This is a genomic window from Kitasatospora acidiphila (assembly GCF_006636205.1).
Taxonomy (GTDB): Bacteria; Actinomycetota; Actinomycetes; order Streptomycetales; family Streptomycetaceae; genus Kitasatospora; species Kitasatospora acidiphila.
The window spans coordinates 5,635,740-5,659,800 of sequence record NZ_VIGB01000003.1; the positions used below are offsets into that span (position 1 = coordinate 5,635,740).

General features: G+C 73.0%; 16 protein-coding genes and 2 pseudogenes. 10 read left to right on the plus strand and 8 right to left on the minus strand.

Annotated elements, in window-relative coordinates:
* Window positions 1-40: 40 nt before the first annotated feature.
* Window positions 41-2,080, plus strand: coding sequence for an MtrAB system histidine kinase MtrB (gene mtrB / locus E6W39_RS26800; RefSeq protein WP_407658471.1), 2,040 nt, complete (start codon window positions 41-43; stop codon window positions 2,078-2,080).
* The gene (locus tag E6W39_RS26805; protein ID WP_141635693.1) at window positions 2,067-3,968 is read left to right on the plus strand and encodes an LpqB family beta-propeller domain-containing protein; all 1,902 of its coding nucleotides are present in this window, start codon (window positions 2,067-2,069) and stop codon (window positions 3,966-3,968) included. Before mtrB ends, E6W39_RS26805 begins: the two co-directional genes overlap by 14 nt.
* Here the strand turns inward: E6W39_RS26805 and E6W39_RS26810 are convergent.
* Window positions 3,956-4,549, minus strand: coding sequence for a ComF family protein (locus E6W39_RS26810; RefSeq protein WP_181799718.1), 594 nt, complete (start codon window positions 4,547-4,549; stop codon window positions 3,956-3,958). The genes E6W39_RS26805 and E6W39_RS26810 overlap by 13 nt on opposite strands.
* A 546-nt stretch (window positions 4,550-5,095) precedes the next feature.
* Here E6W39_RS26810 and hpf point away from each other — a divergent pair.
* Both hpf and E6W39_RS26820 read left to right on the plus strand, forming a co-directional pair.
* Window positions 5,096-5,785: a ribosome hibernation-promoting factor, HPF/YfiA family gene (hpf, locus tag E6W39_RS26815; RefSeq protein WP_141635695.1), complete on the plus strand. Its 690-nt coding sequence runs from the start codon at window positions 5,096-5,098 to the stop codon at window positions 5,783-5,785.
* Window positions 5,786-5,953: 168 nt separating this feature from the next.
* On the plus strand, window positions 5,954-6,682 hold the full coding sequence (locus E6W39_RS26820) for a response regulator (protein WP_141635696.1): 729 nt from the start codon (window positions 5,954-5,956) through the stop codon (window positions 6,680-6,682).
* A gap of 34 nt (window positions 6,683-6,716) precedes the next feature.
* Here E6W39_RS26820 and E6W39_RS26825 read toward each other — a convergent pair.
* The 3 genes and pseudogenes from E6W39_RS26825 to E6W39_RS26835 all read right to left on the minus strand — a co-directional run bounded on the left by E6W39_RS26825 (window position 6,717) and on the right by E6W39_RS26835 (window position 9,118).
* Window positions 6,717-7,906 (minus strand): annotated as a pseudogene (locus tag E6W39_RS26825) (winged helix-turn-helix domain-containing protein).
* A gap of 61 nt (window positions 7,907-7,967) precedes the next feature.
* Window positions 7,968-8,555, minus strand: coding sequence for a GNAT family N-acetyltransferase (locus E6W39_RS26830; protein ID WP_141635697.1), 588 nt, complete (start codon window positions 8,553-8,555; stop codon window positions 7,968-7,970).
* Entirely contained in the window at window positions 8,552-9,118 is a 567-nt protein-coding gene (locus tag E6W39_RS26835; protein WP_141635698.1) for a GNAT family N-acetyltransferase, read from the minus strand. Before E6W39_RS26835 ends, E6W39_RS26830 begins: the two co-directional genes overlap by 4 nt.
* A 223-nt stretch (window positions 9,119-9,341) precedes the next feature.
* On the opposite strand from E6W39_RS26835, the gene secA reads away from it, so the two are divergent.
* Window positions 9,342-12,092 (plus strand): preprotein translocase subunit SecA, encoded by a 2,751-nt coding sequence (secA, locus tag E6W39_RS26840; protein ID WP_141635699.1) that lies wholly within the window; start codon window positions 9,342-9,344, stop codon window positions 12,090-12,092.
* A 75-nt stretch (window positions 12,093-12,167) separates the two neighbouring features.
* Here the strand turns inward: secA and E6W39_RS26845 are convergent, their stop codons facing one another.
* Entirely contained in the window at window positions 12,168-12,641 is a 474-nt protein-coding gene (locus E6W39_RS26845) for an Rv3235 family protein (RefSeq protein ID WP_141635700.1), read from the minus strand.
* Window positions 12,642-12,924: 283 nt separating this feature from the next.
* On the opposite strand from E6W39_RS26845, the gene E6W39_RS26850 reads away from it, so the two are divergent.
* From E6W39_RS26850 to E6W39_RS26870, 5 genes are all read left to right on the plus strand, one after another.
* The gene (locus E6W39_RS26850; RefSeq protein ID WP_141637971.1) at window positions 12,925-13,434 is read left to right on the plus strand and encodes a DUF6912 family protein; all 510 of its coding nucleotides are present in this window, start codon (window positions 12,925-12,927) and stop codon (window positions 13,432-13,434) included.
* A 67-nt stretch (window positions 13,435-13,501) separates the two neighbouring features.
* On the plus strand, window positions 13,502-14,158 hold the full coding sequence (locus E6W39_RS26855) for an HAD family hydrolase (protein WP_141635701.1): 657 nt from the start codon (window positions 13,502-13,504) through the stop codon (window positions 14,156-14,158).
* A 364-nt stretch (window positions 14,159-14,522) separates the two neighbouring features.
* Entirely contained in the window at window positions 14,523-19,469 is a 4,947-nt protein-coding gene (locus E6W39_RS26860; RefSeq protein ID WP_141635702.1) for an NAD-glutamate dehydrogenase, read from the plus strand.
* Between the two features lie 65 nt (window positions 19,470-19,534).
* Complete coding sequence (locus tag E6W39_RS26865) at window positions 19,535-20,188, plus strand: RNA polymerase sigma factor (protein WP_141635703.1); 654 nt, start codon at window positions 19,535-19,537, stop codon at window positions 20,186-20,188.
* On the plus strand, window positions 20,185-21,186 hold the full coding sequence (locus E6W39_RS26870; RefSeq protein WP_141635704.1) for a CU044_5270 family protein: 1,002 nt from the start codon (window positions 20,185-20,187) through the stop codon (window positions 21,184-21,186). Before E6W39_RS26865 ends, E6W39_RS26870 begins: the two co-directional genes overlap by 4 nt.
* A 3-nt stretch (window positions 21,187-21,189) precedes the next feature.
* Here the strand turns inward: E6W39_RS26870 and E6W39_RS43670 are convergent, their stop codons facing one another.
* The 3 genes and pseudogenes from E6W39_RS43670 to E6W39_RS43680 form a co-directional block, all read right to left on the minus strand.
* The gene (locus E6W39_RS43670; protein WP_228718375.1) at window positions 21,190-21,450 is read right to left on the minus strand and encodes a hypothetical protein; all 261 of its coding nucleotides are present in this window, start codon (window positions 21,448-21,450) and stop codon (window positions 21,190-21,192) included.
* Between the two features lie 86 nt (window positions 21,451-21,536).
* Window positions 21,537-22,538 (minus strand): FtsK/SpoIIIE domain-containing protein, encoded by a 1,002-nt coding sequence (locus E6W39_RS43675; RefSeq protein ID WP_228718376.1) that lies wholly within the window; start codon window positions 22,536-22,538, stop codon window positions 21,537-21,539.
* An 868-nt stretch (window positions 22,539-23,406) separates the two neighbouring features.
* Window positions 23,407-23,934: pseudogene (locus tag E6W39_RS43680) on the minus strand (FHA domain-containing protein); the annotation flags it as partial.
* Between the last annotated feature and the right edge of the window lie 127 nt (window positions 23,935-24,061).

Consider the following 24,061-nt stretch of genomic DNA (forward strand, 5'->3'; position numbering starts at 1 on the left):
GGCTCCGGCAGGGGAGGGGTACGTAGGGGGTACGGGCCCGGTGTCGACGGCGTCCCCCTTCGGGTTGCTGCTGCGCCGACTGCGGAGCCCGTTCTACCGGCTGGCCGCGCTCTACCGGCGGTCGATCCAGCTGCGGGTGGTCGCGGCCACCCTGGCGCTCTCGGTGGCGCTGGTCGTGGTGCTGGGCGTGGTGGTGATGGCCCAGGTCCGCCAGGGCCTGCTGGACAGCAAGAAGCACGCCGCGCTGAGCCAGGCCAACGGCGGCTTCACCACCGCCCAGAACCAGAGCGACATGCTCCGCGACGAGCTCGCCAGGAACGCCGCCACCGACCCCAGCCTGGGCGAGCCCAGCAACTGGCTGACCGAGCAGGTGGCCAACCTGGCCAGCGGCGGCCAGGGCAACTACGTGGTGATCGGCATCGTGCCGTCCACCGACCAGAGCCAGGTGGACAGCAACCCGCGCCCGCCGGAGAGCGCCCGGGCCTCCGAGAACATCTCGCTGACCAGCATCTCGCCGCAGCTGGCCGCCGACGTGGCCAAGAACCCGAACGTGCCGCACGAGCAGGCCACCACGATCCACCGGGTGGCCGCGAACGGCCAGACCGTCTCCGAGTCGGGCCTGGTGATCGGCAAGCAGCTGAACGGCCCGGTGCACCAGTCGTACCAGCTCTACTTCGCGTTCTCCTTCGTCCAGGAGGACCAGACCCTGGCGCTGGTCACCGGCACGGTGGCCACGGCCGGCCTGTTCATCGTGATGATGATGGGCTGCATCGCCTGGCTGGTGGTCCGCCAGGTCGTCACCCCGGTGCGGATGGCCGCCGGAATCGCCGAGCGGCTGGCCGACGGGCACCTGGAAGAGCGGATGAAGGTCACCGGGACGGACGACATCGCCCGGCTCGGGGAGTCCTTCAACCGGATGGCCGGGGCGCTGCAGGCGCAGATCCACCAGCTGGAGGAGCTCTCCCGGGTGCAGCGCCGGTTCGTCTCGGACGTCTCGCACGAGCTGCGCACCCCGCTGACCACGGTCCGGATGGCCGCCGACCTGATCTACGACTCCCGCGAGGACCTGGACCCGATGGCGGCCCGCTCGGCCGAGCTGCTGCAGGGCCAGCTGGACCGCTTCGAGTCGCTGCTGGCCGACCTGCTGGAGATCAGCCGGTTCGACGCCGGCGCCGCGATCCTGGACGCCGAGCCGGTGGACCTGCGCGACATCGTGAACCGGGTGGTCGAGGCGGCCGACCCGCTGGCCCGGATGAAGGGCAGCGCCGTGGTGCTGCGCGACGCCGACAAGCCGGTGGTGGCCGAGGTGGACCAGCGCCGGATCGAGCGGATCCTGCGCAACCTGGTGGTCAACGCGCTGGAGCACGGCGAGGGCCGCGACGTGGTGATCCGGCTCGGCTCCGCCGAGGGCGCGGTCGCCGTCGGCGTGCGCGACTACGGCATCGGCCTCAAGCCGGGCGAGGCCTCCCGGGTGTTCCACCGGTTCTGGCGGGCCGACCCGTCCCGGGTGCGGACCACCGGCGGCACCGGCCTGGGCCTGTCCATCGCGGTCGAGGACGCCCATCTGCACGGCGGTTGGCTGCAGGCCTGGGGCGAGCCCGGCGGTGGCTCGCACTTCCGGCTCACCCTGCCGCGCACCCGCGGCGGCGAGATCGGCCGGGCGCCGTTCCGGCTGGAGCCTGAGGACTCCCGGCACAACCGCGGCCTGCGGTCCCAGGGCGCCCCGTACCGGCGGGCGCTGCCGTCCGGCGCCACCGCGCTGACCGCCAGCGGTCAGATGTCGGTGATCCCGGAGACCCCGGGCGGCGCGGGCGGCGGGCTGGGCCCCGGGCTCGGCGGAGTGCTGGCGGTCACCGAGGGCCTCGGGCCGCAGCGGCTGCCGAAGGCGCCGCCGGTGGCCAACCCGTCCGACCTGCGCGCGGCAGGTGCCGGGTACGGCGCCACCGGGGCACAGGTGGTGGTGGACTGCGGCCGGGTCCAGCCCGAACCGCAGCAGGGCACGATCGGGCAGCAGGGCGGCGGCGCCGAGCGGGGCGCCGACGGGACCGATGGGGAGGGGACGAGGGGTGGCGAGCGCTAGCGGCGTTTCCGGTCGGCGCTGGGCGGGTGCGCTCGGGTCGGCGCTGACCGTGCTGCTGGCGGCGGGGTGCGCCACCATGCCGGACAGCGGCAGCCCCGAGGCGGTGGCCCCGCCGCAGGGCGCCGGCGCCGACCAGGGCGTGCAGGTGCGGGTGCTGCCGATGCCGCCGCGGGACGGGCTGACGCCCGCCGAGGTGCTGCAGAACTTCCTCGACGCGTCGAGTGCCGACGAGGCCGACTACAAGACGGCCAAGGAGTACCTGACCGGTGACGCGCTGACCACCTGGCAGCCGGACAGCGGCGCGGTGGTGCTGAACAGCACCACCCTGCCGAAGCCGCCGACCGACACGGGGACCGGGCAGACCGTCCTGACCATCTCCTCGCACCAGATCGGCACCCTGGACACCAAGCACACCTACCACGCCACCGACGACACCTTCACCGGCAACTTCACCCTGGTCAACGCGGCCAAGGACGCCAAGGACGGCTCGAAGGAGGCCCCGGCGCACGCCCAGTGGCGGATCGCCAGCCTGCCCACCGGCCTGGTCCTGGACGCGACCAGCTTCCGCAACGCCTACGAGCAGGTCGACCGCTACTTCCTCACCAAGCCGGACCCGCAGGCCGCCGGCTCCGACCTGTCGGCGCTGGTGCCCGACCCGGTCTACGTGCGGCGCCGGATCGACCCGGCCTCGGCCGCGGCCCGGGCGCTGGCCCAGGGCGCCTCAGCCTGGCTGGCGCCGGCGGTCCGTTCCGCCTTCGACGACACCCGTCCCGCCGACACCGTCAACACCGACGACCCGCGCAACCCCAAGCTCCAGGTGGACGGGGTGGACTGCCAGGTCAGCCAGCAGCAGTGCCACCAGATGGCCGCCCAGCTCTACTTCACGCTGGCCAGCCTGACCGGTTCCGGCACGCTGGACAGGGTCACGGTGGTCTCCAAGCACGGCTCGGCCGACCTCACCACCGCGGCGGCCAAGAACTCGCCGTACGCGCCGGGCATGCTGGCCGGGAGCGGCCGGGGGGCCTACGTGCGCAACGCCGAGACCGGCCAGCTGGCCCGGCTGCAGCCGATCGTCGGCACCCTGGTGCCGGTGTCCGGGGTGCTCGGCGAGGCGCGCCTGCCGGGCGCGCTGCAGCCGACCGGCGGCACCGCCGGACCGTACGCGGTGCGCCGGGACGACGGCGCCGCCGCCGTGGTCGGCGGGGACGGCAAGGACCTCTACCTGCCCGGACTGGACGACGCCGGCAAGGCGCTCGGCCCCGCCGTGATCACCAGCCGGGCCCCGCGCCCCGACGAGGGCCTGGCCTCGCCCAGCTGGGACGGCTACGGCGACCTGTTCGTGGTCGACCGCGACCCGGCGGCCCCCAAGGTGCTGATGAACCGCGGCCAGGTCACCGTCACGGTCGCGATGGACAGCCTGGCGGACGGGCAGGCGGTGGACGGCCTGCGGGTCTCCTCCGACGGCACCCGGGTGGCCCTGCTGGTGCGCAGCGGCACCACCCACACGCTGGAGATCGGCCGGATCGACCGCGCTGGCACCGCCCAGGCGCCGACCGTGGCGATCACCGCGCTGCGCCAGGTCGCGCCCGCCCAGCTGTCCGATGTCGCCTCGGTCTCCTGGGCCGACCCGGACACCCTGCTGGTGCTCGGCAAGGAGGCGGACGGGCTGATGCAGCTGCACTACCTGTCCACCGACGGCTCCAGCACCCTCGACAACGCGTTGCTGGCGGACAACATGACCGTGGTCGCGGCCTCGGAGGCCCGCACCGACACGGTGCTGGGCGACGCCAAGGACCAGGACCACACGGTGTACGGGCTGTTCGGGCCCGCGCAGCCGCAGTGGCGGATCGTCGGCAAGGGCTGGGCGCTGCCCTCCTACCCGGACTGAGGCCGACCGCCCGGGCGGCGCTGGTGCACCGCCCTGGGCAGCCGGTGCAGCGCCGGCAGCCCGGGCAGCGGAGGGTGCCGGACCCGCCCGCCGCCGGTGACGGTGGCGGCCACCGTGGCCGCCGCCAGTGGCTCGAGACCGGCCGCCCGCAGCGCCCGGGCAGCCTCCGCGAGGCTGGCGCCGGTGGTCACCAGGTCGTCCACCAGCAGCAGGCGGTACCCCGTCAGGTGAGCCGCCGCCGGGTGGCGGACCGTCAGCGCGTGGTCCAGGTTGGCCAGTCGGGCGGTGGCGCCCAAGCCGCTCTGGTCGGCCACCCGGCGGGTCTGGCGGAGCACCGGGGCCACCCGGCAGCGCAGGCCGGCGCGGCGCAGGCTGCGGGCGGCGGCGCGGGCCAGCCGGCGGGTGGCGTCCTGGCCGCGGGCCCGCACCGCGCTCCGGGCCGAGGGCATCGGGATCAGCAGCACCGGTTCGGCGGCCGGCGCGGTGGCGGTGGTGAGCGCGGCCTGGACGGCGCGTGCCAGCGCCGCGCCGAGCGGGGCGGCCAGGCTGAGCGCACCGCGCTCCTTGTGGGCCAGCAGCATCCCGCGCACCGGGTCGCGGTAGGCGGCGCAGGCGTGCAGCGGGGGCAGGCCCGGTGGCGCGGGGAGGGGCCGGCGGGCTGGGCCGGCAGCCCGTCGAGCAGCGCCCGGCAGTCGGGGCAGAGCGGGCCGGCCGCCCCACCGCAGCCGGTGCAGGGGGTGGGCAGCAGGACGTCCAGCGCGGCGGTCAGCAACGGAGCCTCCCGGTCGGTGACCCTCGGTGATGGGGCCAGGGTGGGCCGTCCGGGCGGACTTGTCCAGATATTTACCCTCGCTTCACTCGTTGGAGGGTAGACAGGGGTGAACAGCTGTCCGGCCGGATCCACTGACGCCTAAGGTCCCGCTGGAGAGGCGAAAAGCCCACACTGGGTGTGAGATGAGGCTCCCAGGGGTTTCAAGCGTCTCTGGTGGGGAGGAAGTGGGTGAAGGCCCAGCCCGCCCGATCCTCGATCGGTCGGCGGGGCCGGCGGTAGTTCGGCTGGTCAGGCTGGGTCTCATGCCCGGCCCGGTAGTCCGGGTCGGCGCCAGTACGAGGGATCGGAGTTCTGCGTGGACATCGTCGTCAAGGGCCGCAAGACCGAGGTGCCCCAGAGGTTCCGCGAGCACGTGGCCGAGAAGCTGGAGAAGGTCCAGAAGTTCGACGGCAAGGTGATCAGCCTCGACGTCGAGGTGTCCAAGGAACACAACCCGCGTCAGGCCGAGCGGTCCGACCGGGTCGAGATCACTGTCCGTACCCGTGGTCCGGTGATCCGGGCCGAGGCCGCCGCCGGCGATCCCTACGCGGCGCTCGATCTGGCCTCGGCGAAGCTCGACACGCAGTTGCGCAAGCTGAAGGACCGGCGCCAGGTCCACCACGGGGCCCGCACGACGCCGCTGAGCGTCGCCCAGGCGACGGCGCGGATCGCGGCGCAGCCGGGTACGGCGAGCATGGAGGAGCTGAGCGAGCAGGCGGTGCCCAAGATGAAGATGGGCTCGCTGGAGGTCCAGGGCGAGGGCCCGCTGGTGGTGCGGGAGAAGACGCACGTCGCGCACCCGATGGCGCTGGCCCAGGCGCTGGAGGCGATGGAGCTGGTCGGCCACGACTTCTACCTGTTCGTGGAGAAGGACAGCGGCCTGCCCAGCGTGGTCTACCGGCGCCGCGGCTACGACTTCGGTGTCATCCACCTGCAGACGAACGGTCTGGAGCCGGATGACGAGGTCAGCGGTGCCGGCGGCGCGATCAACAGCGCCGAGCGCTGAGCCCGGCTGACCGAACGGGACGGACGGGCACCCGGCGGTCGACGGCAGGTCGGCCGCCGGGTGCGGTGCCGCAGGCGCCCATCGGGGGACGCGCGCCACGAGCGGTGACGTCGCCCTCGCGGGCCGTGGAATGATGAGCCCCAGAGCGTTCGGCGACGGGGAGGGCGGATGGCGGAGCGGTTCGACGGCAGCGGCGGCGGATGCCCGGAGCCGGAGTTCGCGCCACGCGGCGGCGAGCCCATTCGCGTCCTGGTGGTGGACGATCACGCGCTGTTCCGGCGCGGGCTGGAGATCGTGCTCGCCGAGGAGCCGGACATCCGGGTGGTCGGCGAGGCCGCGGACGGTGCGGAGGCCGTGCTGAAGGCGGCCGACCTGCTGCCCGACATCATCCTGATGGACGTCCGGATGCCGCGTCGCAGCGGGATCGAAGCCTGCACCTCCATCAAGGAGGTGGCCCCCAGCACCAAGATCATCATGCTGACGATAAGCGACGAGGAGGCCGACCTCTACGAGGCGATCAAGGCGGGCGCCACCGGCTACCTGCTCAAGGAGATCTCCACCGACGAGGTGGCCACCGCGATCCGCGCGGTGGCCGACGGCCAGTCCCAGATCAGCCCCTCGATGGCGGCCAAGCTGCTCACCGAGTTCAAGTCGATGATCCAACGGCGTTCCGACGACCGGGAGTTGGTGCCCGCGCCGCGGCTGACCGACCGGGAGCTCGAGGTGCTCAAGCTGGTCGCCACCGGCATGAACAACCGGGAGATCGCCAAGGAGCTGTTCATCAGCGAGAACACCGTGAAGAACCATGTGCGCAACATCCTGGAGAAGCTGCAGCTGCACTCCCGGATGGAGGCCGTGGTCTACGCGATGCGTGAGAAGATCCTCGAAATAGGCTGACCTCCCCGGCGGTTGGCAAGCGCCGCCCGGCTGCTCAGTCGGCGAGCAGCTTCGCCAACGCCGGCCGCACCGCCTCGTCGTGCAACTCCTCGACGCGCACCGCCGAGCAGCCCACCCACTCGGCGGCCTCGCGCAACGCCCCTGCCAGCGCCGGGAGGTGGCGCGCCGAGTCCAGCGAGATCCGCCGGGCCACCAGGGTGCGCCCCTCACGGGCCGGATCCACCCGGCCGACCAGCCGGCCGCCGGTGAGCAGCGGCATCGCGAAGTAGCCGTGTATCCGCTGGGACTTGGGGGTGTAGGCCTCCAGGCGGTGGGTCATCCCGAAGATCCGTTCGGTGCGGGCCCGGTCCCAGATCAGCGAGTCGAACGGGGAGAGCAGGGTGGTGCGGTGGCGCCCGCCCGCCTCGGCCCGGTCCAGCGCCGCCGGATCGGCCCAGGCCGGGCCCTCGGCGCCGTCCGGCCCCAGCCGGCCACCGCGACCGGGAGCAGCCCGGACTCGGCCAGCACCGCGTCCAGTTGGGCGGACTTGAGCCGGTGGTAGTCGGCCAGGTCGGCACGGGTGGCGACGCCGAGTGCCTGGCCGGCCTGCCGCACCAGCTGGGCCAGGCACTCCCGGTCGCTCGGGTCGCGCTCGAACAGCTCGGCGGGGACGGCGTGTTCGGCCAGTGCGTAGACCCGCTTCCAGCCGCGCCGCTCGGTGCAGACCACATCGCCGAAGGCCAGCGCCCGCTCCACCGCGACCTTGCTCTCCGACCAGTCCCACCACTCGGCGGTCCGCTTGGCGCCGCCGAGCTCGGTGCTGGTCAGCGGACCCTCGGCGCGCAGCCGGTCCAGCACGGCGCGGTAGGCCTGCTCGCTGACCTGGTGGCTCCACAGGTTGCCGCGGTCGCGGTAGGCCCGGCGCCGGAACGCGAACAGCGGCCACTCCTCGATCGGCAGCACGCAGGCCGCATGCGACCAGTACTCGAAGGAGGCGCCGGCACCCCAGTAGGCGTGCTCGACGGCCGGGCGCCCGACCGCACCGAGCCGGGCGTACGGCACCAGCTCGTGCGAGCGGGCCAGCACCGAGATGGTGTCCAGCTGCACGGCGCCCAGGTGCCGCAGCACACCGCGGACCCCGGCCCGCCGGTCCGGCGCGCCGAGCAGGCCCTGGGCCCGCAGGGCGATCCGGCGGGCCTGGTCGGCGCTGAGGGTCACGGTCGGCGGCGGTGCGACAGCGGTCATGCCGGCCAGCGTAGGGGCCGGTACCGACAACGCGGGCCGGTCGCCGCCGCTCGCGCCGGGGTCAGGCGGGCTCGGGGTCGCTCGCCAGCCGGGCGTGCAGATGCAGATCGTGCCGGTTGCCGTAGCTGTCCGGCAGCGCCTGGCGCAGCACGCCCTCCAGCGGGTAGCCGGCCTTGCGGGCCACCGAGCAGGACGCCTCATGGCCCAGCGCATGGGCCAACTCGATCCGGTGCACGCCGAGTTCGCCGAACGCCCAGGTCGAGGCCAGGCGCAGCGCGGTGGTCGCGACGCCCCGGCCGCGGGCCGCCGGCATGGTCCAGTAGCCCACCCGGGCGCCGCCGGTCGCCTCCAGGTCGATCTCCCGGACTCCCAGGTGGCCGAGCAGCCGCCCGTTGGCCGGGTCGCGCAGCGCCCAGCAGGCCAGGGTGCCGTCCGCGACCCGGGCCCGGAGCCGGTCCAGCCAGTCCAGGACCGGCTGGTCGCCCTCATCGGCCAGCAGCGCCCGGGGGTTCCAGCGGGCCTGCTCGGGGTCGGACAGGCCGACCCGCAGGTCGGCCATGTCCCGGTCGTCGACCTGGGCGGGCCAGGGGCTCATCAGCAGCCCGGGGGCGTGCAGCGCGACGGTCGGCGGCAGCTGGTCGGCGGTCATGCCCGCTCCTGCTCGCCGGCCAGCAGCGAGGCCATCCACACGTCGTGGAACTCGCCGCGCTGCTCGCCGTAGGAGCGCAGGACGCCCTCCATGGTGAAGCCGGCCTTCAGTGCCAGCGCCCGGGAGGGCTCGTTGCCGACGTAGGCGGTCCACTCGATCCGGCGCAGGCCGCGCTCGGCGAAGCCCCAGCGGCAGACCGCGCGGACCGCCTCCAGGGTGAAGCCGCGGCCGCGCGAGGCGGCGGTGGCCCAGTAGCCGATCTCGGCGCGGCCCGGGCCGCGGTGCGACAGGCCCTGGGTGCCGACCAGGGTGCCGGTGGCCTTCTCGAACACGCACCACACCGGGTTCCGCGCGCCGGCCCAGCCGTCGACCGCGAGCTTGTGGACGTAGAACTCGGCGTCCTCGCGGCGGTAGGGCGAGGGGACCACGGTCCAGCGCTGGATCTCCGGGTCCTGGCAGGCCTCGAAGATCGCCGGCACGTCCTCGGGGAGGGGCGGGCGCAGCAGCAGCCGCTCGGTCTCCAGGGTGCCCGGGGGCGGCGTGGTGTCGTCGATGTCGTTCATGGCGGGAGTATCCCGGGGCGCCGCGCCTCGGGGACAGCGGTTTTCATGACCGGTTTGTGCCCTTTCTGGTGGCTATCGCGCGATCCGCCCCCAGGGGTGACACGGGAATGCCGTGCTGACGGACCTCCCGGGGGATTGGCCTCCTCGCATACGATGGCCCGTGCGGCGGGGTGAACCCGCCGGTGCAGTCGCCAGAGCCGATCCAGGCAAGGAGCCCGCTCACGTGTCCGTCTTCGACAAGATCCTGCGCGCCGGCGAAGGGAAGACCCTTCGCAAGCTGCAGCGGATTGCTGCCCAGGTCAACTCCATCGAAGAGGACTTCGTCAACCTCAGCGACGACGAGCTGCGGGCGCTGACCGCCGAGTACCAGCAGCGTCTGGCGGACGGCGAGTCCCTGGACGACATCCTTCCCGAGGCCTTCGCCACGGTCCGCGAGGCGGCCAAGCGCGTGCTGGGCCAGCGCCACTACGACGTGCAGATCATGGGTGGCGCCGCGCTGCACCTCGGCTACGTCGCCGAGATGCGCACCGGTGAGGGCAAGACCCTGGTCGGCACGCTGCCCGCCTACCTCAACGCGCTCACCGGCAAGGGCGTGCACCTGATCACCACCAACGACTACCTCGCCGAGCGCGACTCGGAGTGGATGGGCCGGGTGCACCGCTTCCTGGGCCTGGAGGTCGGCGTGATCCTGGCCAACATGCCGCCCGCCGAGCGCAAGCGCCAGTACGGGATGGACATCACGTACGGCACCAACAACGAGTTCGGCTTCGACTACCTGCGCGACAACATGGCGTGGTCGCAGGACGAACTTGTCCAGCGCGGCCACAACTTCGCGGTCGTCGACGAGGTCGACTCGATCCTCATCGACGAGGCCCGCACCCCGCTGATCATCTCCGGCCCGGCGGACCAGGCCACCAAGTGGTACACCGACTTCGCCAAGCTGGTGACCCGCCTCAAGCGCGACCGCGACTACGAGGTCGACGAGAAGAAGCGCACCGTCGGCGTGCTGGAGGAGGGTGTCACCCGGGTCGAGGACTACCTGGGCATCGACAACCTCTACGAGTCGGTCAACACCCCGCTGGTCGGGTTCCTGAACAACGCCATCAAGGCGAAGGAGCTCTACAAGCTGGACAAGGACTACGTCGTGATGAACGGCGAGGTCATGATCGTCGACGAGCACACCGGCCGCATCCTGGCCGGCCGCCGCTACAACGAGGGCATGCACCAGGCGATCGAGGCCAAGGAGGGGGTGGAGGTCCAGAACGAGAACCAGACGCTGGCCACCATCACCCTGCAGAACTTCTTCCGCCTCTACGACAAGCTGTCCGGCATGACCGGTACGGCCACCACCGAGGCCGCCGAGTTCCACCAGATCTACAAGCTCGGCGTGGTCCCGATCCCGACCAACAAGACCCCGAAGCGGATCGACCAGCCCGACCTGATCTACAAGTCGGAGCCGGCCAAGTTCGCCGCCGTGGTCGAGGACATCGCCGAGCGGCACGAGAAGGGCCAGCCGGTCCTGGTCGGCACCGTCTCGGTCGAGAAGTCCGAGTACCTCTCCCAGGAGCTGCGCAAGCGCGGCGTCCCGCACGAGGTGCTGAACGCCAAGCACCACGAGCGCGAGGCGCAGGTGGTCGCCCAGGCCGGCCGCAAGGGCGCCGTCACCGTCGCCACCAACATGGCCGGCCGCGGTACCGACATCATGCTCGGCGGCAACCCCGAGCACCTGGCCACCGCCGAGCTGGCCCAGCGCGGCCTGAACCCGGTGGACACCCCCGAGGAGTACCAGGAGGCCTTCCCGGCCGCCCTGGAGAAGGCCAAGGCCTCGGTCAAGACGGAGCAGGAGGAGGTCCAGGAGCTGGGCGGCCTCTACGTGCTGGGCACCGAGCGGCACGAGTCCCGCCGGATCGACAACCAGCTGCGCGGTCGCTCCGGCCGCCAGGGCGACCCGGGCGAGTCCCGCTTCTACCTGTCGCTCGGCGACGACCTGATGCGGCTGTTCAAGGCCGGCATGGTGGAGCGGGTGCTCTCGATGGCCAACGTGCCCGAGGACGTGCCGATCGAGTCCAAGATGGTCACCCGGGCGATCGCCTCCGCGCAGACCCAGGTCGAGCAGCAGAACTTCGAGATCCGCAAGAACGTCCTCAAGTACGACGAGGTGCTGAACCGCCAGCGCGAGGTCATCTACGGCGAGCGGCGCCGGGTGCTGGAGGGCGAGGACCTGCAGGAGCAGGTCGGCCACTTCATGGACGACACCGTCGAGGCGTACGTCCAGGCCGCCACCGGCGAGGGCTTCGAGGACGACTGGGACCTCGACAAGCTGTGGACCGCGCTCAAGCAGCTCTACCCGGTCACCCTGGACCTGGCCGAGCTGGAGGAGGAGGCCGGCGGTTCGGCCGCGCTCACCCCGGAGTTCCTCACCAAGGTGATCCAGGAGGACATCCAGGCCCAGTACGGCGCCCGCGAGGACCAGCTCGGCGAGCAGGTCATGCGCGAGCTGGAGCGCCGGGTGGTGCTCTCGGTGCTGGACCGCCGCTGGCGCGAGCACCTCTACGAGATGGACTACCTGCAGGAGGGCATCGGCCTGCGGGCGATGGCCCAGCGCGACCCGCTGGTCGAGTACCAGCGCGAGGGCTTCGACATGTTCGGCGCCATGATGGAGGGCATCAAGGAGGAGTCCGTCGGCTACCTGTTCAACCTGGAGGTCCAGGTTGAGCAGCAGGTCGAGGAGGTGCCGCTGCCGGTCGGCGCCGACGCCGAGGAGGCCGTCGCGGTCGAGGACGCCCGCCCCGAGATCAAGGCCAAGGGCCTGGAGGCGCCGGTTCGCCAGCGGCTGCACTACACCGCCCCGTCGGTGGACGGCGAGGACACCGTGGTGGAGGGCGACTTCGAGGAGGCCGCCTCGGTCAGCGAGGGCGACGGGCTGACCCGCGCCGAGCGCCGCAAGGCCGCGAAGGGCCGCCGCCGCAAGTGAGTTGAGGCATCCGTCAGGGCGCCGCTCGGGTTCTCCCGGGCGGCGCCCGAGCCATTTTCAGGAAGTCAGGGGGGCTCAGCGGGCCTGGACGGCGGCGCACTGCCAGTGCTCGGTGCGCCGGTGCCGCTCCAGCCGGAAGGCCACCACGTGGTGCCGGCGGCCGGCCGCCACCCGCACGCAGACCTCCAGCGCATCCGGCGCCGGGGCGAACTCGTGCACCGGGCCCAGGCCCAGCCGGGCCGCGCCGGCGGGCGGGCGCAGCGGGCCGCGGCGCACCAGGGCGGTGAGCTGGCGGTAGCCGTCATGGGTGGTGTGGCGGAGCAGCTGGCCGACCGGGCGGACCCCGGTGAGCACCTCGACCAGCCGCAGCGCGAACCGCCGGGCCAGCTCGCGCTGGTCGGCCGCCGGGCGGGCGCAGTCGGCCAGCGGGTGCCGGGGCGTGCGGGGCTCCGGGCGGTGCCGGGTCGGGCGGGGCGCGGCCGGGACGGGGTGACGGCGGCTCAGCGGATTGATCGTCACCATCGCGGCGGCGGTGGCGGTCTCGGTCATGGTCGGTACCCCCGGGCTCGGTGTGCGGGTCGGTCACCGGTGCTATCGGCCGGGGTGCGGCCGCACCGGAGGGCGGGTGGGTGCGGCCGACCGCTGTCCCCCGGACGGCGGCTTGACGTCGCACCGGCACTGGGCGGCAGGGGTGTCCGAGGCCGAGCCCGGCCGAACCGGCGGCCGTCGGTGATGCGCTCGAAGGGGGACACCCTGGGACGCTCACGGGTGATCGTCCGGGCCGTATTCTGTGGGTGTCCCGAGGAGCCACCAGGAAGCGAGCGTGCCCCCGATGCGTGTCTATGTGCCCACCACCCTGGCCGCACTGGCGCAGGCGCACAGCGGCGGCGAGCTGGACCAGTCCGCGGCCTACGCGGTCACCCCGGCGCTGCGCGAGTGGTACGTCAGCGACGACCTGGAGGAGCTGGAGTACGCCGCCCTGGTGCGGGCCGCCCAGTCCTCGCTGCGGCTGCTGGCCGCCGACCCCGGGGCGCCGCGCCGCCGGGTGGTGGTCGCGCTGGACGTGCCGGACAAGGCGGTGCGGCCGTTCCCCGGCGACGAGTACCAGGACCAGGCCTCGCTCGGCCGGGTCGAGCTGGCCGCCCCGGTCGAGCTGGCCAAGGCCGCCTCGGTGCACGCGGACGCCGACGAGGCCGAGGTGACCGCCGACGTGGCCACCGCCGCCGGGGCGATCACCGCCGCCGACGGGGGCGACGCGGACGCCCAGTTCACCGTGGACGGCGCCGAGGACCACGAGCTGCTCTGGTTCGCCACCCAGGAGATCCCCGCCCTGCTGAGCTGACCCCTTTTTCGGACAAGGTGCTCCCCCGCGCAAGCTGGATGTCGGTCTCGCCCGTTACCGTGCCCGGGTGCGAACTCATATCGTCTGGGACTGGAACGGCACCCTGCTGAACGACATGGCGGCCGTGGTGGGCGCCAGCAACGCGGCCTTCGCCACGGTCGGCGGCGCGCCGCTGAGCCTCACCGAGTACCGGCAGAAGTACGAGATCCCCATCCCGCGGTTCTACCAGCGGGTGCTGGGCTTCCAGCCGAGCGGCGCCCAGTGGGAGGAGCTGGACTCGGCCTTCCAGCGCAGCTACGCCGAGCTGAGCCGGGTGTCCGGGTTGACCGACGGCGTGCCCGAGCTGCTGGCCGGCTGGGCGGCCGAGGGCCACACCCAGTCGCTGCTGTCGATGTACGAGCACGAGCGGCTGGGCCCGGTCGTCGAGCGGTACGGCATCCAGAGCCACTTCCTGCGGGTGGACGGCCGCACCGGTCCCTCGCACGGGCAGAAGGCGGCCTCCATGGTCCGCCATCTGCAGGCGCTGGGCGAGGCCGTCGACCCGGCCCGCACGGTGGTGATCGGGGACGCGGCCGATGACGCGCTGGCGGCCCGGGAGGCCGGCGTGCACGCGGTGCTCTACACCGGTGGGTCGCACATCCGCGCCAATCTGGAGCCGGTCGGAGTGCCGGTGGTGGACAGCCTGGCGGAGGCCGTGGAGCTGGCCCGCGCGCTGGCCCGGTGAGCCCGTCGGCGCTCCGCAGATGAACCGACCATCCGACCCCGCCGTCGTCGCATCGCCACTGGTCAGCGAGAAGACGCGGCGAGGCGGGTGGGACCAATGTGGCCAATGTGTCCAGGTAAGGGCACTCTCCCTGCGGGATTGTGCCTCCCTGTCCCCTGACACCTTGGTTTCCTACGGTTAGGCTGGCTGGCGTCGTCGGGACCGATCCCAGAGGCCGAAAAGGCTTCTAATACCCGGGCGAGGTGTTCTTTAAGCGCGCCTTGAGTACCTCTCCACAATCGGTGCGGGAGGATTGGGCGGGCCCGGCGGTGTACACCCGACACCACCGAGTCACGCAACGGCGCGCGACAGGAGCCAAACAGCCATGCAGACCAAGCTGGACGCGGCGAAGGCCGAACTGCTCGTCAAGGCGGCGGAGGCCGCCGAGCACAGCCAGGTGGGGGGAGCGGCGCCCGGCGAGGGTCTGAGCAACGGCGCTCTGACCACGTACCTGCACCACTACTACCTCCACACCGCTCCCGAGGACCTCGTCGACCGGGACCCGGTCGATGTGTACGGTGCGGCGGCCTCCCACTACCGCCTCGGCCTGAAGCGCCCGCAGGGCACCGCGGAGGTGCGGGTCTCCACCCCGACCGTGGACGAGAACGGCTGGTCCAGCGGCCACACCGTGGTCGAGGTGATCACCGACGACATGCCGTTCCTGGTCGACTCGGTGACCAACGAGCTGTCCCGCCAGAACCGCGCCATCCACCTGGTGATCCACCCCCAGCTGGTGGTCCGCCGTGACATCACCGGCAAGCTGCTGGAGATCCTGGACGTCGACGCCTGCGCGCGCAGCCAGGCCGGCGGCGCCGAGTGGCCGGCCGACGCCACGGTCGAGTCCTGGATGCACATCGAGATCGACCGCGAGAGCGACCGCACCGACCTGCGCGCCATCGAGGCCGACCTGCGCCGGGTGCTGGGCGACGTCCGCGAGGTGGTGGAGGACTGGGCCAAGATGCGCACCGCCGCGCTGCGCCTGGCCGACGAGCTCGCCGAGCAGCCCCCGGCCCACCTGCCCGAGCAGGAGGTCGGCGAGGCCTGGGAGCTGATGCGCTGGCTGGCCGACGACCACTTCACCTTCCTCGGCTACCGCGAGTACGACCTGGTCGAGCACGAGGGCGAGGAGGTGCTGCGGGCGCTGGCCGGCACCGGCCTGGGCATCCTGCGCTCCGACCCGGTGAGCCACGACACCGACCACCACCCGGTCAGCGAGTCCTTCGGCCGGCTCTCCGCGCCGGTCCGCGCCAAGGCGCACGAGAAGAAGCTGCTGGTGCTGACCAAGGCCAACTCGCGGGCCACCGTGCACCGCCCGGCCTACCTCGACTACGTCGGCGTCAAGAAGTTCGACGCCCAGGGCAACGTGATCGGCGAGCGCCGCTTCCTCGGCCTGTTCTCCTCCGCCGCCTACACCGAGTCGGTCACCCGGATCCCGGTGGTCCGCCGCAAGGTCCAGGAGGTCGTCACCGACTCCGGCTTCTCCGCCGAGAGCCACGACGGCCGCGACCTGCTGCAGATCCTGGAGACCTTCCCGCGGGACGAGATCTTCCAGACCCAGGCCGACGAGCTGCAGCAGATCGCCACCAGCGTGCTCTACCTGCAGGAGCGCCGGAAGCTGCGGCTGTACCTGCGCCAGGACGAGTACGGGCGCTACTTCTCCGCGCTGGTCTACCTGCCGCGCGACCGCTACACCACCCGCATCCGGCTGCGCCTGATGGACATCCTGATGCAGGAGCTCAACGGCGCCACCATCGACTACACGGTCTACGCCACCGAGTCGGTGCTGACCCGCCTGCACTTCGTGGTCCGGGTCGCCCCGGGCGGCGAGCTCGCCGAGCTGGCCGAGTCCGAGGTCGAGCGGATCGAGGCCAAGCTGGCCGAGGCCGCCCGGTTCTGGATGGACGGCTTCAACGACCAGCTGCACACCGAGCTGGGCGAGGAGCGCGCCGCCGAGCTGGCCCCCAAGTACGCCAACGCCTTCCCCGACGGCTACCGGGCCGACTTCACCGCTCGCACCGCGGTGGCCGACCTCAAGCAGATCGAGTCGCTGCACGGCGAGGGCGACTTCCGGCTCAACCTCTACCAGCCGGTCGGCGCCGGCGACGACGAGCGCCGCTTCAAGATCTACCGGGTCGGCGGCCCGATCTCGCTGACCGAGGTGCTCCCGGTGCTCCAGCGCCTGGGCGTCGAGGTGCTGGACGAGCACCCCTACGCGCTGCGCCGCTCGGACGCCACCACCGCCTGGGTCTACGACTTCGGCCTGAAGCTGCGCGAGGCCGCCGATCTCACCGACGAGGCCCGCGAGCGCTTCCAGGAGGCCTTCGCCGCCACCTGGATGGGCCGCGCCGAGAACGACGGCTTCAACGGCCTGATCCTGACCGCCGGGCTGACCTGGCGCCAGGCCGTGGTGCTGCGCGCCTACGCCAAGTACCTGCGCCAGGCCGGCAGCACCTTCTCGCAGGACTACATGGAGGACGCCCTCCGCAACAACGCCCACACCACCCGGCTGCTGGTCAACCTCTTCGAGGCCCGGCTCAGCCCGAGCCACCAGCACGGCGCGGCCGAGCTGGGCGAGGCCATCCTGGAGGAGCTGGCGGGCGCCCTGGACGAGGTCGTCTCGCTGGACGAGGACCGGATCCTGCGGTCCTTCCTGCACCTGATCAGGGCCACCCTGCGGACCAACTTCTTCCAGCGCACCGCGACCGGCGCGTGGCACCCGTACGTGTCGATGAAGTTCGACCCGCACGCCATCCCGGACCTGCCGGCGCCCCGCCCGGCCTTCGAGATCTGGGTCTACTCGCCGCAGGTCGAGGGCGTGCACCTGCGCTTCGGCAAGGTCGCCCGCGGCGGCCTGCGCTGGTCCGACCGGCGCGAGGACTTCCGCACCGAGATCCTGGGCCTGGTCAAGGCCCAGATGGTGAAGAACACCGTGATCGTGCCGGTCGGCGCCAAGGGCGGCTTCGTCGCCAAGCAGCTGCCGGACCCGTCGGTGGACCGCGACGCCTGGCTGGCCGAGGGCATCTCGGCGTACAAGACCTTCATCTCGGCGCTGCTGGACATCACCGACAACCTGAAGGCCGGCCAGGTCGTCCACCCGGCCGACGTGGTCCGCCACGACGAGGACGACACCTACCTGGTCGTCGCCGCCGACAAGGGCACCGCCACCTTCTCCGACATCGCCAACGGCGTGGCCGAGGAGTACGGCTTCTGGCTGGGCGACGCCTTCGCCTCCGGCGGCTCGGCCGGCTACGACCACAAGGGCATGGGCATCACCGCCCGCGGCGCCTGGGAGTCGGTCAAGCGCAACTTCCGCGAGCTGGGCGTGGACACCCAGACCGAGGACTTCTCGGTGGTCGGCATCGGCGACATGTCCGGTGACGTGTTCGGCAACGGCATGCTGCTCAGCGAGCACATCCGGCTGGTGGCCGCCTTCGACCACCGGCACATCTTCCTGGACCCGAACCCGGACGCGGCGACCTCCTACGCCGAGCGCCGTCGCCTCTTCGACCTGCCGCGCAGCTCCTGGGACGACTACGACAAGTCGCTGATCTCGACCGGCGGCGGGGTCTTCCCGCGCAGCGCCAAGTCGATCCAGCTGTCCGCGCAGGTCCGTGCGGCGCTCGGCATCGAGACGGCCAAGCTGACCCCGGCCGAGCTGATGAAGGCGATCCTGCAGGCCCCGGTCGACCTGTTCTGGAACGGCGGCATCGGCACCTACATCAAGGCCGAGCGGGAGACCAACGCGGACGTCGGCGACAAGGCCAACGACGCGATCCGGGTCAACGGCAACCAGGTCCGGGCCCGGGTGATCGGCGAGGGCGGCAACCTCGGCTGCACCCAGCTGGGCCGGATCGAGTACGCCCAGGCCGGCGGCCCGGCCGGCACCGGCGGCTGGATCAACACCGACGCGATCGACAACTCGGCCGGTGTGGACACCTCGGACCACGAGGTGAACATCAAGATCCTGCTCAACCAGGTGGTCGCCAACGGTGACATGACGGTGAAGCAGCGCAACCAGCTGCTGGCCGAGATGACCGACGAGGTCGGCGAGCTCGTGCTGCGCAACAACTACGCGCAGAACGTGGTGCTGGCCAACGCGGTGGCCCAGGCGCACAGCATGGTCAATGTGCACTCGCGCATGATCAACAAGCTGGAGGCCGACGGGCAGCTCGACCGGGCGCTGGAGTTCCTGCCCAGCGAGAAGCAGCTGAAGGACCGCCAGGCGGCCGGCTACGGCCTCACCCAGCCCGAGCTCGCGGTGCTGCTCGCCTACACCAAGATCACGCTGGCCGACGAGCTGCTCGCCACCGGGCTGCCCGACGACCCGTACTTCCGCGACACCCTGCACCTCTACTTCCCGACCAAGCTGCGGGACAAGTTCACCGAGGCGGTGGACGACCACGCGCTGCGTCGGGAGATCATCACCACGCTGATCGTCAACGACACGATCAACCGCGGTGGCTGCACCTTCGCCTTCCGGCTGCGCGAGGAGACCGGCGCGACCTACGAGGAGATCGCCCGCACCCACACCGCGGCCCGGGCGGTGTTCGGCCTGGAGCAGATCTGGGACTCGGTCGAGGACCTGGACAACCAGGTGCCGGCCGCGGTGCAGACCCGGATGCGGCTGCACTCGCGCCGGCTGGTCGAGCGGGCCACCCGCTGGATGCTCAACAACCGGCGCCAGCCGCTGGACATCGCCGGGACCATCGCGTTCTTCCAGGAGCGGGTGGACCAGGTGTGGAGCAGCCTGCCCAAGCCGCTGACCGGCGAGGACCAGGCCTGGTTCCAGAAGATCTACGGCGAGCTGACCGAGGCGGGCGTCCCGGACAGCTTGGCCACCCGGGTGGCGGGCCTCTCCTCGGCCTTCCCGACCCTGGACGTCACCGTGGTCGCGGACCGGGCCGGCAAGGACGTCACCCAGGTCGCGGAGCTCTACTACGACCTGGCCGACCGCCTGGGCATCGCCCACCTGCTGGACCGGATCATCGAGCTGCCGCGCACCGACCGGTGGTCCTCGATGGCCCGCGCCTCGATCCGTGAGGACCTGTTCGCGGCGCACGCCCAGCTCACCGCCGACGTGCTGGCCTGCGGGGCGCCGGAGGCCACGCCGTCCGAGCGCTACGAGGCCTGGACCGAGCTCAACGGCAACCTGCTGACCCGGGCCAAGACCACGCTGGACGACATAAGGGGTTCGGACACCTACGAGCTGTCCAGCCTCTCGGTCGCCATGCGGGTGATCCGCACCCTGCTGCGGACCGGCTCGATGGGCTGATCCGAGCGGTAGCCGAAGGGGCCGCGCCCTCCCACCGGGGGGGTGCGGCCCCTTCCGTCGTTTCCATGGGAACCCGGTGGCGCGAGCGGACAGGTAGGGGTGTGGAACTGTCATTACGCTCCCGGCTGCGCGCCGGGGACCAGAGCGCGTTCGGGGAGATCTTCGATGAGCACGCATCAGCGCTGTACGGGTACGCGGTCCGCACCCTCGGGGACTGGGCCGCCGCCGAGGACGCCGTCTCGCTGACCTTCCTGGAGGCCTGGCGGCTGAGAGAGAAGCTGCACGAGGAGGGCGAGGGCGTGCGGCCCTGGCTGTTCGGCATCGCCACCAACGTGCTGCGCAACACCACCCGGGCGGCCCGCCGGCACCGGGCCGCACTGGCACGGCTGCCCGCCCGCGAGACGGTGCCCGACTTCGCCGACGAGCTGGCCGGCCGGTTGGACGCCGACGCCGAACTGGCCGCCGCGCGGCGGGCCCTGGCCCGGCTGCGGCGCGCCGACCGGGAGGTCTTCCTGCTCTGCGTCTGGTCCGGGCTGGAGTACGCGGCCACCGCCGAGGCCCTCGGCATCCCGGTCGGCACGGTCCGCTCCCGGCTCTCCCGGGCCCGCAGCAGACTGCGTGAACTGACCGCGCGGGAACTGGAACCCGATCGCGGCATCGGACAGGTACGGGGTGGCCACGGTCACGTGGCCCGGTCGATACAGGAGCAGATCCGGTGAACGAGAACGACGACCTGGAGCGGCTGCGGCGGATGCTTCCGCCGGCTGCCGAGCCGGTGCTCTCCGCCGACCGCCGACGGCTTTTGAGGGAGCACCTGATGAACGAGATCACTCCGGACCCGTCCGTGACCGCCGCCCCGTCCCCGGCCGCCGCGCCGAGGCCGCGCCGCAGGCTCGGCTGGATGGCGCTGCCGGTGGTGGCGGGCGGGCTGGCACTGGCCCTGGTGCTGGCCAACAACGGCGGTGTGACGAACGGCGGGCCCGCCAAGGCGGCCCCGGCAGCACCCGCCACGGCGGCCGAACTGCTGGACCGGGTGGCCCAGGTCGCGGCGGCCGAGCCGGCACTCACGGTGCGCAACGACCAGTTCGCCTACGTGAAGACGCTGCTGCAGGACAGCACGATGACCATGAACGGCAAGCAGATCACCGTGCAGCTCAACCCGATGCGGCAGACGGAGAGCTGGACCTCCGCCGACGGAAGCAAGCCCGGCCTGGTGATCGATCCCAATGACCGGCTGAGCCCCCGGTCCACCACAGAGCCGATCAAGGACCCGTCGCTGGACGCGCCGACCTACAGCTACCTGGTGACCCTCCCCACCGACCCGGACGTCCTGCTGAAGCAGATCTACCAGCACGAGGCCAACGACCACGCGTACGGCCCGGACATGAACGTCTTCAGCGAGATCGGCCACCTGCTCCGCGGCCAGATCGCGCCGCCGGCGCTCTACTCGGCGCTCTACCGGGCCGCCGCGCAGATCCCCGGCGTGACCCTGCTCGGCGACAGCACCGACGCCGAGGGGCGGCACGGTGTCGCAGTGGCCGAGGAGTACCAGGGCGTCCAGTGGCAGTGGATCTTCGATCCGAACAGCTACGAGTTCCTGGGCGAGCGCTACGTGGTCGTCAAGGACGGCAGCTACGGCAAGGCCGGCGACCTGCTCGGTCAGTCCGCCGTCCTGCAGCGCGCCGCCGTCGACCGGGCCGGCGACCGGCCGCAGTAGCCGCTACCCCTGCGCCGCCCGCTGCAGGGCGCTCGCCAGCAGCGCCAGGTCGGTCGGCCCGTTGCCCAGCTCGCGGACCGGGCGGCGGGTCGGCGGGGTGCCGAGCTGGGCCGGGTCCAGCGCCACCACGGTGGGGCGCAGGGTGGCGGTGCGGGGGATCCGGCCGGTGATCCGGGCGGTCTGGAACGCGAGCACGGCGCCGTCGGGGCGGCGCAGGTAGCCGCGGCCCGGGGTGGTGTCGGGCAGCCCCGCCGCGTCGTCCACGTGCACCAGGAGGTCGGAGTCGGCCGGGTGGTCGGTGCGCAGGGCGATCCGCCACTGGGCGGCGTCGTCGATCTCGGTGCCGGCGGTCAGCTCGGGGCGGCCGGTGGCGGCGACCAGGTGGACACCGAGCCGGCCGCCGCGCTCGGCGACGGCGGCCAGCGCCCGGGCGAGCGGGCGGCCGGCGGGGGAGTGCGGGCGAGCAGCGCGTCGTAGTCGTCCACCACCAGGACCAGGCGCGGCGGTGCGGCGGCGACGGTGGTCAGGGCGGCGTGCGGGACGGGCGCGGTGGGGCCGGTCCCGCGTGGGGCGACGACCTTGGCACTCAGCGCCTGCTCGGCGTACGCGGCGGCGAACGAACGGCCGCGGAGCAGCTCCTCGCGCAGCTCCAGCTCGTCCAGCAGCGCCTCGGCGGTGAGCAGCGCCTGGCGGGGATCGGCGGTGACGTCCAACGAGCCGGTGACGTGCGGCAGTTCGGCGCAGGCGGCGAGCGTGGGGCCGCGGCCGCCGATCAGCAGCAGGGAGAGCCGGTCGGGCCGCTCGCCGACCGCCAGCGAGGCGGCCAGGGTGCGCAGCAGCTCGCTCTTGCCGGCGCCCCGGGCGCCGCCGACCAGCAGGTGCTGCTGCTCGGGCAGCTCGGCGGTGGCCAGGTCGACCGTGCACAGGTCGTCCCGAGTGGTGCCGAGCAGTGCACTGGCGGTGCCGGTGGTGCTCGGCAGGCTCTCCCAGCGGGCCGACAGTTTGGCGGGGGTGACGGTGTCCAGTTCGAGCAGGTCCAGCAGGCGCAGGGCCTGCGGGATCGGCCCCCGGGACACCGGCGCGGTCTCCCGCAGCGGGGCCAGCGCCCGGGCCAGCCGCTCGGCCCAGGCGGTAGAGACGGCGTCCAGCGCGACGGCCTCGACCTGGGCGGGGCCGCGCAGGGTGAGCTGGGTCGCCACCTCGCCGGTGAGGACGGCGGTGGCACCCAGCCCGGCCGGCAGCTGGTCGGGGCTCTCGGTCAGCCAGACCGGGAACACCGCGCCGCCCGGCCCCTCGCGCAGCAGGCGGGCCAGGGCCGCGCGGCCCGGCTCGGAACCCGGGTCGCCGTCCACCAGCACCACGGTGGGGCCGGCCGGCTCTCCCCCGCCATGGCTCTCCCCCGGCCACGGCGGCCAGCAGTTCGGTCAGCCGCTGCTCGGCCTGGGCCGCGTCGAGGCCGAAGAGCAACCGGCAGTCCTGCCCGCGGGTGGGGCGCAGATGCGGCAGCCAGAGGGCCCAGGACCAGTCCTCGGCACGCTGCTCGGAGTCCAGCCGGCCGTCCGCGCTCAGCACCACGACGCTCAGGCCGCTCGGCGGGTGCAGCACGGCCAGCTGGGCGAGCAGCGCGCGGGCCAGGCCCAGCAGCCGCTCGCGCGGGCCGGCCAGGCCGAGGCTGCCGACCGCGGTGAGGTCCACGGTGACCGGGACGGCGGGCAGCACGTCGCCCGGCGCGGTGCCGGGGCCACCTGGCAGGTCGCCGGTGCCCAGCCGGAGCACCAGCCCGTCGGGGTGGGCCGGCAGCCGCTCCCAGAGCCGCGGGCCGGGGCCGAGCGCGGTCAGCAGCAGCGCGGCGGGGTCGGGGAACCGCTCGCGCAGGGCGGCGGCCTGCCGGTCCCGGGCGCGCAGGTGCTGCTGGGCGGCGTCGGCCGGGGCGGTGGGCGCGGCGGCGCGGCCCAGGGTGCGGGAGAGCAGGGAGCGGGCGCGGCTGCTCGGGGCGGCGGGCGGCGGCCCGTCGGCGGGCGGCGCGGCCGGGCTCCCCCGGCGCCCGGCCGCGGCGGCTCCCAGGGCCGGGGCGGGGGTGCGGGGCGGCGGGCTGACCTGGAGGTGGCCCTGGCCGTCAGGCGTGGTGGGGCGGGACTGCTCGGGGCCCGGGGCGGCGGCGAGCAGCACGGTGGACTCGCCGAGCCGCAGCAGCGCGCCCTCGGGCAGCGGGTGCGGCTCCTCGGTGAGCGGGTGGCCGTCCAGCACGGTGCCGTTGGTCGAGCCCAGGTCGTGCACGGTGACGGTGCCAGTCGAGCCGGGGTCGGCCAGCCGCAGCGCCAGGTGCATCCGGGAGACGTCCGGGTCGTCCAGCGCGATGTCCGCCTCGCTGGAACGGCCGAGCCTGATCTGACGGCCGGTCAGCCGGTGCACGCCGCCGGCGTCCGGCCCGCCGACCACCCGCAGCTCGACGGCCGCGTCGGACAGGTGGGCGGTGTCGGCGGCCGGGTCGGGCTCGCCGAGGGTGAGCACGGCGCCGTCGAGCAGCGGCGGATGGCCGAGCGGGGTGCGGTCGTCGATCCGCTTCGACCCGGCGTAGAGGTGCACATGGGTGGCACTGCGCGGGCCGCGCACGCCCACCGCGCCGGCCAGGGCCACCGAGAGGGCGCCGAGCGCCGTGCCGACCGGGGCGGTGACCAGGACATCGGTCTTGGCCGCGGGCGTGCCGGAGCCGGCACGGGGCCACAGGACCGTCAGCCGGATCTGCATCTCGCCCGGGGTTCCCCTCTGCTCGTGATGCGCGGTGGACCGCAGGAGTGCGCCGCAGTGGTGCTTGCCTCATCCTGCCACCCGGGACTGACAGTCCGCGCACCGTACCGGATTTGACGATCTTGTG

Excerpts from the sequence above, each read along its gene's own strand:
- E6W39_RS26810 (WP_181799718.1), bottom strand. The coding sequence starts at position 4,549 with ATGCTGCTGGCCCACAAGGAGCGCGGTGCGCTCAGCCTGGCCGCCCCG.
- E6W39_RS26860 (WP_141635702.1), top strand. The coding sequence starts at position 14,523 with ATGCAGACCAAGCTGGACGCGGCGAAGGCCGAACTGCTCGTCAAGGCG.
- E6W39_RS26835 (WP_141635698.1), bottom strand. The coding sequence starts at position 9,118 with ATGAACGACATCGACGACACCACGCCGCCCCCGGGCACCCTGGAGACC.
- E6W39_RS26845 (WP_141635700.1), bottom strand. The coding sequence starts at position 12,641 with ATGACCGAGACCGCCACCGCCGCCGCGATGGTGACGATCAATCCGCTG.
- E6W39_RS26850 (WP_141637971.1), top strand. The coding sequence starts at position 12,925 with ATGCGTGTCTATGTGCCCACCACCCTGGCCGCACTGGCGCAGGCGCAC.
- E6W39_RS26820 (WP_141635696.1), top strand. The coding sequence starts at position 5,954 with ATGGCGGAGCGGTTCGACGGCAGCGGCGGCGGATGCCCGGAGCCGGAG.
- E6W39_RS26830 (WP_141635697.1), bottom strand. The coding sequence starts at position 8,555 with ATGACCGCCGACCAGCTGCCGCCGACCGTCGCGCTGCACGCCCCCGGG.
- E6W39_RS26865 (WP_141635703.1), top strand. The coding sequence starts at position 19,535 with ATGGGAACCCGGTGGCGCGAGCGGACAGGTAGGGGTGTGGAACTGTCA.